This window comes from Mesobacillus foraminis, assembly GCF_004340465.1.
Classification (GTDB): domain Bacteria; phylum Bacillota; class Bacilli; order Bacillales; family Cytobacillaceae; genus Mesobacillus_B; species Mesobacillus_B foraminis.
The window spans coordinates 373,035-389,930 of record NZ_SLVV01000004.1 but is presented as its reverse complement, the minus strand read 5'-3'; the positions used below and the strand labels follow the sequence as shown (position 1 = coordinate 389,930).

16 protein-coding genes, 1 pseudogene and 1 other annotated feature are annotated in these 16,896 nt (G+C 39.5%); of the genes and pseudogenes, 15 read left to right on the top strand and 2 right to left on the bottom strand.

What is annotated here, in order from left to right; all coding sequences use genetic code 11:
- The first annotated feature begins 19 nt into the window (after positions 1-19).
- From EV146_RS08685 to EV146_RS08675, 3 genes are all read left to right on the top strand, one after another.
- The gene (locus tag EV146_RS08685) at positions 20-895 is read left to right on the top strand and encodes a carbohydrate ABC transporter permease (protein ID WP_132004700.1); all 876 of its coding nucleotides are present in this window, start codon (positions 20-22) and stop codon (positions 893-895) included.
- 147 nt (positions 896-1,042) lie between these two features.
- A complete protein-coding gene (locus EV146_RS08680; protein WP_199232668.1) occupies positions 1,043-1,945 on the top strand; it encodes a carbohydrate ABC transporter permease in 903 nt (300 codons plus the stop codon).
- A gap of 45 nt (positions 1,946-1,990) precedes the next feature.
- On the top strand, positions 1,991-3,100 hold the full coding sequence (locus tag EV146_RS08675) for a glycoside hydrolase family 172 protein (protein ID WP_132004697.1): 1,110 nt from the start codon (positions 1,991-1,993) through the stop codon (positions 3,098-3,100).
- A gap of 234 nt (positions 3,101-3,334) precedes the next feature.
- Here EV146_RS08675 and EV146_RS08670 read toward each other — a convergent pair whose 3' ends face one another.
- The gene (locus tag EV146_RS08670) at positions 3,335-3,862 is read right to left on the bottom strand and encodes a hypothetical protein (protein WP_132004694.1); all 528 of its coding nucleotides are present in this window, start codon (positions 3,860-3,862) and stop codon (positions 3,335-3,337) included.
- 498 nt (positions 3,863-4,360) lie between these two features.
- On the opposite strand from EV146_RS08670, the gene EV146_RS08665 reads away from it, so the two are divergent.
- The 4 genes from EV146_RS08665 to EV146_RS08650 all read left to right on the top strand — a co-directional run bounded on the left by EV146_RS08665 (position 4,361) and on the right by EV146_RS08650 (position 6,882).
- Positions 4,361-5,239: an aldose 1-epimerase family protein gene (locus tag EV146_RS08665; protein WP_132004691.1), complete on the top strand. Its 879-nt coding sequence runs from the start codon at positions 4,361-4,363 to the stop codon at positions 5,237-5,239.
- Positions 5,240-5,346: 107 nt separating this feature from the next.
- Positions 5,347-5,709, top strand: a complete 363-nt coding sequence (locus EV146_RS08660) for a DUF5367 family protein (RefSeq protein ID WP_132004688.1) — start codon at positions 5,347-5,349, stop codon at positions 5,707-5,709.
- Positions 5,710-5,913: 204 nt separating this feature from the next.
- The gene (locus tag EV146_RS08655; RefSeq protein ID WP_132004685.1) at positions 5,914-6,384 is read left to right on the top strand and encodes a hypothetical protein; all 471 of its coding nucleotides are present in this window, start codon (positions 5,914-5,916) and stop codon (positions 6,382-6,384) included.
- Complete coding sequence (locus EV146_RS08650; RefSeq protein ID WP_121612697.1) at positions 6,385-6,882, top strand: hypothetical protein; 498 nt, start codon at positions 6,385-6,387, stop codon at positions 6,880-6,882.
- 126 nt (positions 6,883-7,008) lie between these two features.
- On the opposite strand, the gene EV146_RS08645 is transcribed toward EV146_RS08650, so the two are convergent.
- On the bottom strand, positions 7,009-7,539 hold the full coding sequence (locus EV146_RS08645) for an ECF transporter S component (RefSeq protein ID WP_132004682.1): 531 nt from the start codon (positions 7,537-7,539) through the stop codon (positions 7,009-7,011).
- Between the two features lie 336 nt (positions 7,540-7,875).
- Between EV146_RS08645 and EV146_RS08640 the strand changes: the two genes are divergently transcribed.
- The 8 genes and pseudogenes from EV146_RS08640 to EV146_RS08600 all read left to right on the top strand — a co-directional run bounded on the left by EV146_RS08640 (position 7,876) and on the right by EV146_RS08600 (position 16,402).
- Positions 7,876-8,688: a class I SAM-dependent methyltransferase gene (locus tag EV146_RS08640; protein WP_132004910.1), complete on the top strand. Its 813-nt coding sequence runs from the start codon at positions 7,876-7,878 to the stop codon at positions 8,686-8,688.
- 492 nt (positions 8,689-9,180) lie between these two features.
- Positions 9,181-9,406: a binding site (T-box leader), on the top strand.
- A 47-nt stretch (positions 9,407-9,453) separates the two neighbouring features.
- A pseudogene (gene argS, locus EV146_RS08635) lies at positions 9,454-11,129 on the top strand (arginine--tRNA ligase).
- A 415-nt stretch (positions 11,130-11,544) separates the two neighbouring features.
- Positions 11,545-12,189 (top strand): DUF3885 domain-containing protein, encoded by a 645-nt coding sequence (locus EV146_RS08625; protein ID WP_132004677.1) that lies wholly within the window; start codon positions 11,545-11,547, stop codon positions 12,187-12,189.
- Positions 12,190-12,308: 119 nt separating this feature from the next.
- Positions 12,309-12,731 (top strand): GNAT family N-acetyltransferase, encoded by a 423-nt coding sequence (locus EV146_RS08620; protein WP_132004907.1) that lies wholly within the window; start codon positions 12,309-12,311, stop codon positions 12,729-12,731.
- Between the two features lie 109 nt (positions 12,732-12,840).
- Entirely contained in the window at positions 12,841-13,068 is a 228-nt protein-coding gene (locus tag EV146_RS08615) for a hypothetical protein (protein WP_132004675.1), read from the top strand.
- A gap of 183 nt (positions 13,069-13,251) precedes the next feature.
- Positions 13,252-13,722, top strand: coding sequence for an NUDIX hydrolase (locus tag EV146_RS08610; protein WP_132004672.1), 471 nt, complete (start codon positions 13,252-13,254; stop codon positions 13,720-13,722).
- 1,514 nt (positions 13,723-15,236) lie between these two features.
- The gene (locus tag EV146_RS08605; RefSeq protein ID WP_121612704.1) at positions 15,237-16,127 is read left to right on the top strand and encodes an acyl-ACP desaturase; all 891 of its coding nucleotides are present in this window, start codon (positions 15,237-15,239) and stop codon (positions 16,125-16,127) included.
- A gap of 26 nt (positions 16,128-16,153) precedes the next feature.
- A complete protein-coding gene (locus EV146_RS08600) occupies positions 16,154-16,402 on the top strand; it encodes a hypothetical protein (protein WP_132004669.1) in 249 nt (82 codons plus the stop codon).
- The last annotated feature ends 494 nt before the right edge of the window (positions 16,403-16,896 follow it).

The following is a 16,896-nucleotide window of genomic DNA, read 5'->3' as shown; positions in this document are numbered from 1 at the left end:
ATTAGAAAGGTGCGTTAAAATGTATGCCAGCAAAAGATACCTAATCATCGCATGGTTATTTGTTCTACCAGCGCTTTTAATAAGGTTTTTCACGACCGTGTATCCCATTTTCGAAACCTTTCGGGTTAGTTTCTTCAACGTAAACCTATTAAGAGGAATTAACGAGTTTGTCGGATTCCAAAACTATATCAATATTTTTCAAGATCCGAAAATGATCACTTCTATTAAATTCACGGTTATTTTTGTAGTCGGTTCCATGATTGGTCATATTGTTTTGGGGGTTGGTCTTGCTGTAATTCTCAATGTGAAAATGGCCGGGCAGAAAGTTTTGCGAACCATCGTGTTGCTTCCCTGGGCCATGCCTATGGTTGTCATCGCAATTGCTTCAAAGTGGGCTTTCAACAATGATTACGGGATTGTAAATGATTTTATTCGCTGGTTCAATCCTGGATTTAATCTCGATTGGCTTGTCCATACCGAAACAGCCTGGCTTGCTGTAATTGCTGTGGATTTATGGAAGGATGTGCCGTTCTTTGCAATATTGGTTCTTGCTGGTCTTCAATTTATATCTACAGATATGTATGAAGCAGCAAAGATTGATGGAGCCGGACCAATACAAACCTTTTTTAAAATTACACTCCCGCTGATTTCTAAGAACATTTTGATATTAAGTATATTCTTTACGATGTGGAGACTCACTTCATTTGATATTGTCTACGCCATGACAAGCGGCGGCCCGGGAGAAGACACAGCTTTGATTGCCTATCGGATTACAACGGAGGCGTTTACCAACCTGAATACTGGTTATGCTGCATCAATTGCCATTGTGCTGTTTATTGTAATGGCAATCTTGAGTGGCCTTAGCATGTATGGTGCCAAAAAAGTAAATTACTAATGTGCTAGAAAGGTGCTTCCACAACTGCGAGTTAGGAAGCACCAATTTCTAACACAGATGCAAATCCAGCCCTGTGGCGATTTTTATATGAGTAGCTGATAGTCCTCAAAGATATCAATAAATTTGATTATAAGTAGGTGAATCGGTATGTATCCCAAAACAGTGAAGGAAAAAAATTATGACATTCCTGTAGCGGAACCGCGAAGAGTTCCCTTATGGGCAAAAAAAGCGCTGATGCAATTTTTCAAGTGGACGCCTGCGCTTGCGGTTGGGTTTTTGATCATGTTTCCGTTATGGTGGATTTTCGTCTCTTCCATTACTCCGTCCGGAGAGCTATTTTCCAAACCCATTAAATATTGGCCAGAAAATCCTACGCTTGAAAGCTATCGATATTTAATTGAAAATGCTGATCTATTAAAAAAAGTCTGGGATACTCTTTTGATTGTAGGATTATCCATTTTAATCGGGATGGTTGTTTCGGTTTTGGCAGCCTTTAGTTTTGCAAGATTCAAAAGCAGGGGATTATCATTGGCTGTTGCTTTTCTCCTGGGTTCCATGCTCATCCCCGATGTGGTGACAGCCCGTCCATTGTATGATTTCTTAAGACAAGTTGGGCTGTATGATACCTACACTGGGTTAATCATCCTTTATATTAGTTCAATTATCCCTTTTTCCATTCTCATCCTTCAGAACTTTCTCAATGATATACCGGCATCGATAGAGGAAGCAGCTTTAATTGATGGATGTGGATTTTTTCAGTCCCTTTTTTATGTAACTTTGCCAATTTTAAAACCGGCCATTGCAACGGTTTGTATCGTGAATTTTATTCTTTGTTTAAATAACTTTTTTACACCGCTGTTTTATTCAAATGGAATATCGGTCCTGTCAACGGCAATTACCCAATTGCCTTTAAGAGACAATATGTACGCAGTTCCTTGGGATCTTGTCTCTGCGATGGGATTCATCATAATCTTGCCAATCATTATTTTCGTTAGTATTTTTCAGCGGCAAATCATGGAAGGCATTATGTCAGGTGGCGTAAAAGGATAACATTGTAAAACAAATAAAAGAACGAACTTGAGAGGAGAAATAACGATGAACCTTAATCCATTTATGAACAGCCTTTCGACCCTCCCTTTGATGAACAATGGAAGAACTCGAGCTATTACGGCAGAAAACCCTCATGGAGAAAAAGGAAAAGGCGGGATGGCAGCCAGTCATTTAGGACCTTCCAGAAAAGGATCACCATGCCTTCGTGACGTAAAATCCGGGGATACGGCTCTTCTTTGTGATATAGATGGACCGGGAGTTATCCAGCATATCTGGATAACAGTTACGGATCAAACAGATAAAGATGTCTTTGTACTAAGGGATCTGGTCCTCCGCATGTACTGGGATGATGAAACCGTTCCCTCTGTTGAAAGTCCGCTTGGTGACTTCTTCTGCAATGGATTTGCAAGAGGATGCACTGTGAATTCATTGCCAATCGTTGTGAATCCCACGAGAGGATTTAATTGTTATTTTCCAATGCCTTTTAATAAAAAAGCTAAAATTACGATCGAAAACCAGCACGAAGAAAGTATTCCAGCATTATTCTTTCAAATTGATTATTGCCTGTACGATGAGCTCCCTGAAAACACTGGTTATTTTCATGCAAAATGGAATCGCCAAAAAATCACCAACATGGGCGAAGATTATGTCATTGTTGAAGGGATTAAAGGGAAAGGGCAATATGTTGGGACCTATCTAGCACTTGCCACATTGGAGAGATACTGGTGGGGAGAAGGGGAAGTAAAGTTTTTCATCGATGGAGATAAAGAATATCCGACCATCTGCGGCACCGGAACAGAAGACTATTTCGGCGGTGCATGGAGCTTTGCTACTCAGCAGGACGGCAAGACAGTTGAAAACACTTATTGCACGCCTTATATGGGGTATCCTTATTATTCTAAAAATGATGAAGCCGTTCATAATCTCTATCATAATGATGATGTTCCGCCAATGAGAGGATTTTACCGATGGCATTTACCAGATCCAATCCGATTCAATGAAGATTTAAAAGTAACGGTTCAGCAAATTGGCGTGTGCAAGAAAGGCTTGTTCGAAAGACAGGATGATGTGTCCACTGTCGCTTATTGGTACCAAAGCGAACCGCATATAACCTTTAAACCATTGATGAAGAAAGAAGATAGGTGGCCAAGGTAATAATATAGAACTCATTTAATACAATTGAAATTGCTTGAATCCCTCCTGATAGACTGTTCTTCAGGAGGGATTTTTTGCTTATATTATAAGGTTATAGTTGTTTTTTAGGCACGAGGAGAGCAAAAGAGTACTTCATTCATATTAACCATTAATAATGTGAAAGCATATACCCATGTTCAATGCTTGCTAATTCCTACTAGCCTCTCTTTCAAACCGTAAAAAGATATTCGTCACCTATTTCGATAAGATTCCTCCAAGAAAATACCATAGAAAGACATGAAAATAGTTGTTCCCTTCGGACAATTGAAATAGATGTAATGCAGACAGGATTGGTTTGAATATGAAGGCAAAAAAGGCCGCCAGGATGGTTGTTGCAACATAATATTTCTTCTTATGGTGGATGGTCCACTGATAAACCAACATGTAAGCAACATGGATTAGTGAGGTATCCAGTCCAATGCTTAATGGAAGCACAGGAATTACCTGATAAGGATACTCCCAGTGGCCAAATCTCGTGGAATAGCTGTCAACGTAAGTCGATAGCACATGGCCGCTGAATCCAAAAAAACCAAGTTGTAAGGCTCTGCTTTTATCTAATTTAAAATAAAGAATTATTAAAGGGAGAACGAGGAAAACAAGATTCAGCCAAAACTGCCAGGTATCGATATAGGAATACGTCTGCCAATAATCGACCCACTTGTCTCCAAGCTGATGTGATTGTTCCCTTAACGATTCTAACAGTCTGGATTGTTCTTCATTCATAATTAAACCCCTCGGGATATGATTAATTTTTACCCATTCAGTTAATAGTGTGCGGATACAGATTAGAAATTATGCTGTTTTTTCATCCCTTTGTTGGTTGTGCCGGGGAAAACATGTAACATGATTGTTGTTGGGAGTAATCATCTTCATAGGACGGGAAGTGATTTTTCGGTAAAGAATGTTCAAAGCGATGAAGAACAAACTAAAGATGAAAATTAGTAACAATGCCAGCCAGTAAATGTGTGTGGGTGTTTTTTCTGGATTTGTGTGACGGATGCTTCCATTAATGAACGCGGAGGATGTTTGCCTTTCTATATTATAAAAGAGGCTTTGAAAACAAAGACATAAAAAGGTTAAAGAAGACAGCTGGCATTGAAATGAAAAACTTGTTTTATACATAAAAATACTGAACAATCCGAGGGTTTTTTCTATACAAGTGAAAGGTTCAATGCAACAATAGGATTAAAATTCCATAATGCAGAGAAGAGGGACATAGTGATGATAGTTATTGAAAACAAATGGCTTAAGGTTGGAATTGAGACCAGCGGTGCTGAAGTACGTACGGTGCAGCATAAAATAAATAGGCTGGATTATATGTGGACAGGGGATAGTGCCTACTGGGGACGAGTTTCTCCGATTTTATTCCCGATTGTTGGACGGTTGAAGGATGATCAATATCAGCTTGAGGGCAAGACCTACCAAATGTCGCAGCATGGCTTTTTGCGTGATGTTCAATTTGAGGTGGAAAAGCAGGGAGACACAAATGTTTCGTTTGTCTTTGAATCTCTTGGACGCTTTAAAGAGGTGTATCCTTACGAATTCAAAGCTTTTATTCATTATGCACTTGAAGAGGATTCACTTCTTGTTCATTGGGAAATCGTCAATGAAAACCAGGAGAACATGTATTTTTCCATTGGTGCGCATCCTGCCTTCAAGGTTCCGCTTTTAGAAAATGAAACCATCGAGGACTACAGCCTTCATTTGACTCCAGCATCTAACAAATCGGCAATAGAATATGAACTGAAAAATTCTTTGATACATGAAAAAGGAAGTGCAGAGAATGTGAGTGTCATTCAACTTTCAGCCTCATTATTTGAACACGACGCTCTCGTTTACAGCCATATTGATGAAATCGCACTAAAATCTAATACATCTCCACATGGTGTCCAAGTAACATTCAAAGATTTCCCGTTCGTTGGGATTTGGTCAAAGTATACGGAGAAAAGCGGTACGATGGCACCGTTTGTCTGCATTGAGCCATGGTACGGGATTGCAGATACCGTTCATACAACAGGTGATCTGAAGGAGAAATTCGGGATCAACAAGCTCGAAAAGGGAGAAACATTCCAGGCGGAATATAAAATAAGGTTTAATTAAGCAGGATATTTCTATAATGTTTTAATTTTGTAAAACTCCCCAACTAGAGAAGGAATTATATGGAAAAGTGCGAATCTCCATATTATCGACAATTTTGGGGTGGTTCTATGCTAAATATAATCTGGGGAATTTTATTGTGGGGGGCAGCTACATTTATCTTCCGTTTCTTTGGTCACCTTTTTTTGCTCCCTGGTGAGCCGCTTTTGCTGCTCTTGACGTTTCTGCTTGCGGTCCCTGTCATTGCAGGAGCTGTCTATCCATACTATCATGCAAGAAAAATACCAGAAACGGAGCGGTTATCAGCAGCTGTCCAAATTGCACTTCCGGGGATGCTCCTGGATATCTTCAGTGTTGTGTTCTTTCGAAACGTATTTCCGAATCTGCAGGCAGATACAGGGCCTCTTTTTGCTGCCTGGCTGCTTTGGGCTTACAGCCTACTTTTACTCTCTGGGTTTTCGTTTAAAAAATGAAGAGGCTTGGCTCCCCAGATTATAATGATTAAGTAAAAGTGCGTTCATCAAAAATGAACGTACTTTTTTATTGCAGTGGAAGCTGTGCTATTAGCCAAATGGAAGCATATCGCCACCTGAGTTAAGACGTTTATTCTCCCGACACATAAAATCTGGTTATTCTTCAAAGAATAAATGTGACAGATGAAATAGAGGTGAACGCCAATGGCATTTTCCATCCTGTTTTTTATCGGGTTGGTTTGTATCACGACATTCAATGCGATGAACAGGCAGTTAACTAAAATGGAGAATTCAGCACTGATTCTGAGTGTTTTTATCCTGAATGTGAACTGGAGCTGGATCATCAATTTTGAACTGCAGTATATTACTTATTCACAATCACCCTTAAATTTCACAGCATATGTGATTCACCGAACGATTATTATACCGCTTCTAGTGGTTATTGGTTTAAATAGTATTCCTCAAGCCGCCTCAATGGGAAGGAAATTGATCGCTGTCCTCATTTCTTCCTTTGTTTTATTGCTTGTAATAATGGTTTTACAAAAGTTTGAGGTAATGAAATATGAAAATTGGAATGCGTTTTATTCCTATTTATATTATGTTCTGTTGCACGGGTTCGGTTATTTGGTTCTTTATTGCTATCATTCTTGGGTTTTAAAAGGGGGGAAAAGTTAAATGACCGGGATTGGAAATTTCAGTACAAATGAGATATCCCTTATCCTTATGAATTTTGGTGGTTACTTATTGATGTTTCTCTTCCCCAAAAGACTAAGCAGGGAAGTGGCTTGTTTAAGCATTTTAAGCGGGCTGGCCACAGGAATGCTTTTTGACTTTACAATAGGCGGAGGGGTCCTCGACTTTTACCGGCAAAATGATACAAACCATTACGAATTTTTCGATGTGGTTTACTATGCCCTGTTTGGACCAGCTGGATATTTTTTTATGTATTTTTATCACATGCTCCACATCAACAAAAAGTCGTTTATCTTTTATATCACTGCATGGGCGCTTCTCGCTCTTGCCTTGCAATGGGTCTTTACCCTTCTGGACATCCTTGCCTATCAAAATAATTATAAGTTGATCTACTCTTTCCCCATCTTTTTAACCACTCAAGCCATAACCGGAATCTTTTATGAGTTTATAACGGATGGGAATCAGAAAGAACCTGCGTGATTTACACAGCTTGCCTCTCATTTTAAAAACATAACCAATCAGGATATTGAAAAGAAGGATTCAGAATTCATTAAAAACGAGCCGCCAAACAATTGGCGGCTCGTTCTATCATGGGCAATATTGTGTTTATATCTGTCCTGCCATCTTCTTTAAGCGTCCAGCAATGGGCACTACCAGAATGCCGGCAATGGCGACCTGCAAAATGTTGCCTGGCACGGAGCCAAATGGCTGGATCCAGTTTCCGTAGAGAAGAACTTCGGTAAAATAGTAACCCACAACTTTAATGATGAGCGCTGTGGCAATGGCCAGTGCGTATACCATGAATCTGTTGCCGGGAACCTTTTCCGCAATGAAACCAACTACGAAGCCCATTGCACCGACAATGACAAACGTGAACGGCGCCCAGGCGGCCCAGCCAGAGATAAGATCAAAAAAGGCCATTCCAAAGGCACCTGCAATCGCGCCTGTCTTCTTGCCGTAGACTATGGCAGCGATAAAAAGAGGCACGTTCCCCAGGTGGATCAGCCCGCCATTTCCCATGATCGGCAGCTTAATGTTAATGAACATGGTGGCAACAAGAGTTAAGGCAATGAAAAGTGCATTGATGACCAGAGTTCTGGTCTTCGTCGACTGCAGAGATGAGTAGGTAGAATTCATATGATAACACCTTTCTTTTTTGAAATAATAAATAATATCATACACCTAAATAAGACGTTAATAAATACTAAATATTTAATATTATTTATTTTCCAGGAATTTACGGGGATCCCCCTGGAAGACTGGCAACTAAATATTTTGTCTGTAGTGACTTTACGATAATAGCTGTCTATTCCTGAAAATATAATCAAGCCAGACAGTACCGGAAATGTTATTAGAATAATAGCGTTTTCATATAACCTGACAACATTTTAAGAGAAGTGCTGGATAAAAAAAGGGGATCTTAATAGGATGATCGAATTAAAAGAGTATGAACCAGAAGGCAGGGAGAATCAAATGAGTGAGATCATCCGTTATTACAATCAATTTGATGAGTGGGGAAGGCTTGAACGGGAACCGATTGAATTCCAGGTAAACTGGCATTATATTAAAAAGTACATGCCGCAAACAGGAAGGGTCCTTGATAATGGTGCAGGACCGGGGAAATACTCAGTGGAACTGGCCAAAGAGGGTTATAATGTCACTCTGGCTGATTTGACGCCAAGATTGGTTGAAATGGCGAAGGAAAAAGCAAGAGATCTTAATTTACAAAATCAATTTGATGGTTTTTATACAGCAGATGCCAGAAAACTTACCATGATGGAAGACGACCATTTTGATGCTTCTTTGATGCTTGGGCCCATGTACCATCTACAAAAAGAACAGGAACGCAGTGGGGCAATAAATGAATTAAAAAGAGTCACAAAACTGGGCGGATTGGTTTTTGTCGCTTTTATGCCGAGAATCAGACACATATTGACGTCACTCCTATTTCCAGAGAATTGGAGACCAAATAATAACATGGATACCATCCTTCAATTCTCTCAAACGGGATGTTTTAATCACGCAGATGAGGGACGTTTTACCGGTGCGTATTATTTTAATATTGAGGACATTGCCCCGTTTATGGAATCAAGAGGGTTTGAAACAATAAACTTGATAGGGTCCAACCCTGGTTCTGTTTTGACCAATGACAGCTGGGATTACTGGAAAGGTAAAGGGGAAGAGGAAGTAACCAGGGTCGTCAACTTCCTTATAGAACGTGCAGCTGACCCTTATATTCTGGGTATATCTAGCCACTTGCTTTACATTGGCAGGAAGACAGGATGATTGTTCGTTCAACTAAAAAAAGGGTCCCTTAAAGCCGCTGAATCGAATGTTATCTAAAATAAACTCAATAAAGGCGGAAGATAAAGTCTGAAATGGTCTTTCATTACTAGGGAGCTGTAAATTTTTTTTCTGGGTTAGATACCTATACTCCCGAAATTGTAAGGGGATTTTTAAGAAAAGCATACAGTCTTGCTAAAAAAAAGCAATAAATCAAAACCTTTTCACCGATATTACCGTAGTAGTTAGCAGGGGGGATGTGTATGAAGAAACGGAACAATTTCAACAAGACCAGCTATGTGATTCCTGCTTTCGTAGGAGCCGGGCTAGGTGCTGTTTTGGGCTTGGTTGCCTATGTGAAAGATTGGATATGATTGTTTTAACTTGAGCTGGACTAGTATGGTTGTGACCTAGTTCAATAGATACATAAGAAATAATCCTAAAAATGGTGGTTGCGAATTATTTTTAATTGGATATAATAATATTCAATATATTTTAAAATCGGTGATAAAGAGAGTAATTATTTGTGGAAACGAAGCGAGTCAAGGATGGTGGAAGCTTGGCATGAAGCAGGTAATGAACCTCACTTTTGAGATGCTTTCCTGAACGGCAGTAGGGAAGGACGGGGGAGCTCCCCGTTACAAATTTGAGTGGTTTTTAAGTTGTTTAAAAACAATTAGAGTGGTACCACGGGACCGTTTATCAGACTCCCGTCTCTTTTTTTATTAAAAGAGACGGGAGTTTTTTATATTTTAGGAGGCGTGAACAATGGACTTTAAAAAAGATTTTGCCAGCATTCTGTACGAAGTTTTAGATGGGAAACTCGATCAGGACAAATTAACTCTTATGATTGAAAAACCTCGCTTTGAGGAGATGGGAGATCTGGCCTTTCCCTGCTTTGAACTGGCTAAACTGCTTCGTAAATCTCCCCACAGCATTGCTGCTGATATAGCAGCCGAGATAAAATCCCCGCTGTTTGAAAAAGTCGAAGCTGTCAGTGGCTATGTGAATGTGTTTCTAAACAAACACAAAGTTTCATTTCTCGTCCTAAAAGAGGTCCTGACCCTGAAAGAGCATTATGGAGATTTAGATCTGGGAAAAAATCAGGTGATTACTGTGGACTTCTCTTCTCCCAATATCGCCAAGCCATTTTCCATGGGACACCTACGCTCGACCGTTATTGGAAACGCCCTGGCATTAATAGCAGAAAAATACGGATACCCTTCCGTCCGGATTAACCATTTAGGTGACTGGGGAACCCAATTTGGAAAGTTAATCGTGGCCTACAAAAAATGGGGGAAGGAAGAAACCGTCAAACAGCAGCCAATTAAAGAGCTGCTTAAATTGTATGTGAAGTTTCATGATGAAGCCGAGAAAGACCCAAGCTTAAATGATGAGGGGCGGGGATGGTTCAAAAAGCTGGAGGAAAATGATGATGAGGCCATGAAGCTTTGGGAGTGGTTCCGGGAAGAATCACTGAAGGAGTTTTCAAGAATCTATAAATTAATGGGAATTGAGTTTGATTCCTTTCAGCCTTCTACAATGACAAGATGGATCAAGTGGTCCACTTACTTGAAAACATGAACCTCCTGCAGGAATCTGAAGGGGCTCAAGTCGTTCCATTGGAAGGTCTTCCTCCATGCCTAATCAAGAAAAGCGACGGCACCACCCTTTATGCAACACGCGACCTGGCCGCGGCTCTTTACCGCCAGGATACTTATCAATTTGCTCAATCCCTATATATCGTGGGAAATGAACAATCTCTTCATTTTAAACAATTGTTTGCTGTATTGGAGAAGATGGGTTATCAATGGGTGAAAGGAATGGCCCATGTTCCTTTTGGAATGATGCTGAAAGACGGCAAGAAAATGTCGACACGCAAGGGAAAGGTTGTGTTGCTGGAGGAAGTTTTGCAGGATGCCATATCCCTGGCACTGGAAGATATCAAGCAGAAAAATCCGGATCTTCCTTCAAAAGAGGAAGTTGCCCGTCAGGTTGGAACTGGGGCGATTATGTTTCATGACCTCAAAAACTTCCGCCAAAACGACATCGAGTTCTCTCTTGAAGACATGTTAAAGTTTGAGGGGGAAACAGGACCTTACGTTCAATACACCCATGCCCGGGCCTCTTCGCTTTTAAGGAAAGGGGAGTATCAGGAAAATCAAGCTGAGGTTAGTATATCGAATGCTGAAGCATGGCCCATTATCATGAATCTGACCATTTTTCCTCAGGCGATCAAACGTGCCTTTGAAGAGAATGACCCTTCCCAAATTGCCAAATATGTAATTGAACTTGCAAGGGCATTTAACAAGTATTATGCTTCCGTACGGATCCTGGAGGACGACGGCCAAAAACAGGAAAGGCTGTCACTGGTTTATTCCGTTAAAGTGGTCCTGAAAGAAGGATTGCGGTTATTAGGTTTGGAAGCTCCTGAGGAAATGTAGATTTTTAGAATCCGTTGGTTTCAAAGGATAGGATTGTTTTTCGAAAACATCCTTATTCCCTCAAGCGTAATAGGTGTTTATTTTAAAATAGATTCCGATACAGTTCCACATTCAGTTTAGAAGCCCTGTTGATTGGAGTGGAAGGCGCGCAGACTCCTGCGGGATCAGCTGGACAGCTGAGAACCCACAGGAGCCTGCGACGAGGAGGCTCAGTTTCAGCCCCGCGGAAAGCGAAGCGCCTGTACCGGAAATCAGCAGCCCCAGTGTACTCCTACAAAAATGACTGTAGACACAAGCCCACTTTTCTTCGAGTTTGTCTATATTCTGGTACGATTCCTTCTTATAAAAGGATCTTTTTTTAGTCAGATGGATTGAAAAAAATGGTAAAATGGTAAAAGCAAAATGAGGTGAAACGATGCTGGCAAATGATTATTTGGGGAGAATGTTCCCAAGTCTGCTCTTAAGCCCAGGCTTGTTTTATCGCTGGGAAATTGGCATCCGCTTTGAATTGGGCATAAATTACACGCCTGACCTGGCCTATGTGAATAGTCCTTACTTACAGGGCGTATATAAGAGAGCCATTACTTTATTTGAAGAGCTGCATTCTCCCAATGATTCCATTTTTATCGTCATAGATATCTATGATGATGGCCATGGCTACAGGAACAGGAAGTTTCTAAGACGATTTATAAAAGAAAAATCCCTGCTGTACCAGTTAAGGCATGAAACTCTTCCTGATGTTTATTCGGAAGAGAGTGAAGAGGATTCATCAAAAATCTTTCGGTTTACTCTAAGATGCCGGCCGTCTGATCTTAAGTACACTTCGATGTTAAAAGCAATCTGTAATCAGGATATGGGGATAAAACCCAGTCTCTCTCACACCGTGTATTTCATGAACCTCAGCCGCAACACCATCTTTCACGTCTATGACGACCGAGGCTGTGATGTACTGGGTGCTTCGCCAGACTCATTAAAGGGTGTGTATGAAAGGTTTAGTGACTGGATTTTAGAATATGACAGGGATGAAATCGATAAGGTTTTTATCAAAGGTGGCCAATAATAGTCGGTCAGAAATTCATCGTCCGACATTAAGAGAGAACTTATATGGATCATTATTTCATGGGTTAACCTGACTTTTAAAGCTCAACCCTGGAGATCAAAATGGGAGATGAACAGGATATGGAATTCCACATTACCAAGGACATGAAAAAGGAAGACATAGATTATATTCATCATCAGCTGAATAACTATAATTCAAGCCATTTTCCAGAGGATTTGAAAGGGAGATTCGAGGAGATCAGTTTGTTCCTCAGAGAGGAGGATGGCAAGGTCCGTGGTGGTTTATTAGGAGAAATTGTTTGGAATTGGCTTGAAATCCATACTTTGATGGTAGATGAAGACATTAGGAAATCTGGATATGGCACTAAATTACTAGCAGAAGCCGAGAAAATCGCAATCGATAAAAAGTGTGACTTCATAAAGTTGGATACTTTAAGTTTTCAAGCTTTAGAGTTTTACGAGAAAAATGGTTACCAAGTGTATGGAACTCTTGATCATGTTGGCAGACATTTTAAGCATTACTACTTGAAAAAGGACTTATAGGGATGACAATATCTATTCAAATCTCTTTTATGGCCCGAAGTTAGTATCTTGATTAGAACTTCCTGCTAATGAGCAGCATTTAAAAAGTATATCATTAAGGGGAAATTAAATGAGAATCAAAAGAGGCGGAGTGGCTGTTGCAATCTTGATTGCCGTATTGCTTGGTCTGCATTCAACGCCTAAACTGGCTCTTAGGACTTATGTCTTTTTTACTGGTCACCCAATTGCTGCGGTGACGACAGGGATCATCGATGACGAGTATCATAATCAAGTTGATAAGGAGGCTTTTCGCGAGAATAAACGCGAAGGCCTATACCTTAACAAAGCCTCCGGTTGAAAGAGCAACTCAAGGAGAATTAAGAAACAATCTTGTAAGGAAAATAGGTTTCTTGTATGTAGTTGAATATTATGGTGATTTATAATGGTTTTGATGGTTATGCATTGTATAGAACTGGAATTATTCGAAACCTGACATGGCTAATGATTCAACTGGAATTAATATACAGAGAGGGTAGGAGAAATGGGGTATATTTCTGATTTGCGGAAGATGATTGGCAATCAGCCAATCCTGAGTGTGGGGGCCACTATACTTGTGGTTAACGAGAGAAAGGAGGTTCTTTTTCAACATCGATCGGATACGTTGGATTGGGGATTGCCAGGCGGCTCAATGGAGCTTGGCGAGACACTTGAGGAAACGGCTTCTCGTGAGTTAATAGAGGAGACAGGTTTAATTTCTAGCCGTTTTGAGTTAATAGATGTTTTCTCAGGTCCACTTTATTATTTCCGTTACCCGAATGGGGATGAAACCTACAGCGTTATTCATCTGTATAGAGCAAACGGTGTAAAAGGAACGCTGGAAATAAATGATGGAGAGAGTATTAATCTTCAATATTTTAGCAAAGAGACTCTTCCAAAGGATATTGAAAAAAGAGCGCTGGCACTGATCAATCACCTCGGTGATCAGTTTTGGGATTTGCAGTCTTCGTTTTAGGATTAATTCCTCTAATGATTATTTATTACAAAAGATACAGCTGCCGAACCATAACGGGTTTGGTTATTGGGGAGAAAACAGTAAAAATTAGCCTTATTGGAGAAACAATTCCCATATGAATTGGTGTCTCCTTTTTTGTTGTTTTACTATGTTTTGATGGATTTAACATACTAATTAGCACGCCAATTCGCAGTCTAATTGGAAACACCGCATAAATTTATGCGGTGTTGTTAAAACCTGTGCTAAAACTTTTGTTAATTGGCTATACTAGAAGGCTATCCATTTTAGAAAGACCTTTTACAACTGCTCGTGGAGATAAAAAAATTGGATATCTGTTACAATTCAAATCCGAAGTATGCTAAATGACATAAACCCTACTTTGCACCTATTACAATTTTTATTTCGTCTATAAATCCATCGGAACAAAGAAAACACCTGCACAACGATTAGGGTTACCACATAAAGTATTTGATTTGAAAAATATACATTATCTAAGGTAGTTCGCTTAATATCAAGGAATTACTTTTTTAAAAGAAAAATGAAATTTATGCTAAATAAACTTTATGATTGTGAACTGAAGTCCTAAATTAACAGTGAGGTTAGAGGAGGAAAGGAAACTTTTTCTTTTCTATGTCGTATAAAGGGTAAAAAATAATTATTGAGACGTAAAGATGGATTACGGACTACTGGTTATTGGTATCTCACTTTTACTTGTGTCGTACTTAATAAAATCGAAGGGAGATATACCTTCATGCAACGGATAAAATTTATGATTAAAATGTTCCTGAATGAACCTTTGTGGTTCAAAATACTTATTTCTATAACTTTTCTTGCTTCCATTATTTTAAGCAGTTCATTTTTTTCAAATCATTCTTATTTACGAAGTTGTTCCAAATTAGCTGCGGCTATCTTCTTTTGTGCTTACGCTATTAAATTTAGGAGGAATTTTAAAACGGCTATACTCTTCTATGCTTGTTCTGTAATATGTATTTTCCTATCTATTAGGTGATTATTTTAGTTTTATAATAGATTGCAATTAACAATAAAAAAGATAAAAATAATAGACCTTTTTTAACTAAAAATGCCCTAATGCAATTAAGTCAATAAAATATTGCATCAAAAAAACGCTCAGATTTCAGAGCGTTTTTATTTGATATTTATATGACCAATTTACTGTTGAAATATATGCTAATTAGGTTGTTATGTACATTGTTTTTAGCATTTCTTTCCCAATCAGCCGAACCAGGCAGCTTTTTCTATTGAACTGGACTATGTAAGGTCTCTGATATTCAATTCCTGTATGGACTGCAGGGAAGGCTGGTACAAGATACAGGACATCCTTAGTCTTAAAATATAACGCACATATTTTCATACAAGCTTCAGGTGTTTGGTCCTCGCTGCGGGTCACTTTCAATGTTTTTTCCTGTATTTCTTTTACCTTTTAAATTATAATTGTTAAGAAAATTCTATTGCTTTAAAGTTTTACAGCAAAAAACATCTTAAGGAGAAGAGACATGTTAAGTTCAGACCTGGATACGCGCCTTGAGCCGCGCATTAAAGAATTATATCGATTACATAAGGAACGTTCTGCCAATATTGACTGGAGCTATCACGAATTTATTCCGTGGGACAAGGCCATGTCTTTTAAACGAGTTCCCTGGGATGAGAGTCAAGTGACTCTTCCGGAAGGTGTCATTGTTGCAATTGAGACGGCACTGCTCACAGAAGTGAATTTACCTTGGTATACTTCGCATCTGGATTATACGTTTAAAAATTCAATGGAAGTCATCAATGATTTCGTACACACCTGGACGGCTGAGGAAGACCAGCACTCCAGCTTGCTTGAAACGTATTTATTGGTGACACGGAACGTTAATCCAACCAGATTGCATGAATTAAGAAGACGAGTGGTTGAAAACGGCTGGTTCCCTGACTTCACGAATCCTTTGGCAACTATGGCCTATACTTCATTGCAGGAACTGGCTACGCTGGTATTTTATAATAACGTTGCTAAAATCGCAGGCCCGCACGACAAGGATTTGGCCACATTGCTCCGTCGTCTAGCGAAGGACGAAGCACTTCATTATGCTTTCTATCGCGATACGGTGAAAGCGCATCTTGAACTTGATCCGAATTTCATTGTCTTTTTTGAGGACGTCATTATCAATTTCTCAATGCCAGGGGCCGTTATGCCAGACTTTAATGAAAGAATGAAAACCATTGCAATTGATGCCAATTATGGACCGCTTCAATACTTCGACCAGGTATTGGATGTCGTTGTAACGTATTGGGATATTGCGAACCTGCAGCCTACCAGCGACGAGGCGAAACAATCCCAAATCAATATATTAAACTATCATGGGCGTTTAAAAAGAATCAGAGACCGCCAGCTGGCAAAAAAATAAAGACAATGCAGGAAAGGGTTTTTTTAATGAATACGTGCGAACTATGCCAAAAAGAAACAAAGAATGTAGTCAGTTATTTAGAACTTGAAACATGGGAATTTGATTTCTTAAAGGAAGAAAAGGACTTTTATTCTATTTGTTTCGAGTGTTTTGATCATCATACCAATAACTTTATTGACAAAGAAGTCGATCTGGAATTGAGAAAAAAACGTGCTTCAATGGTGAACCGCGAGATCCAGGAAGAAATTGAGGCAATACTTGAAGTCGAAAGTTAAAACAATCTAACATTGGTATGGTATAAACCTATACAAACTGAAGTTCAACAGTTTGTATGAGAGGGATTGCCATAAGGAATTAAAAAAGGCCCAGATACAGGGGACTCCTAAAGCGAATGATTATGATTGTTTAATTAGAAAAGGACTTTATTTATTATCAGTTCATGCATAAATGTCCAAATTTTGGTTATTCTATCATGGACGTTGAGAAAACAACAATCCCTTAGCAAAAAGCCGCCTCACTTCCCCAAACCAGGTGGCTTTTTGCTTCCATGATGAGTGATTGAAGAAACTTTCTCCCAAGCCATCCTGGCGAGCACAGGGTGGCAATCACTTTTTAAACTGTTAACATTATTATAACGAACTTTAGTTATGCCAAAGGATGGCCCTCGCTGCCATCCTTTTTGTATTTGGTTCTAACAGGTTGAACATGAAAATTGGCAGGAAAAAGATATCGACTACAAAGTTGAGAACTTAGAACTTATATTCCCTCT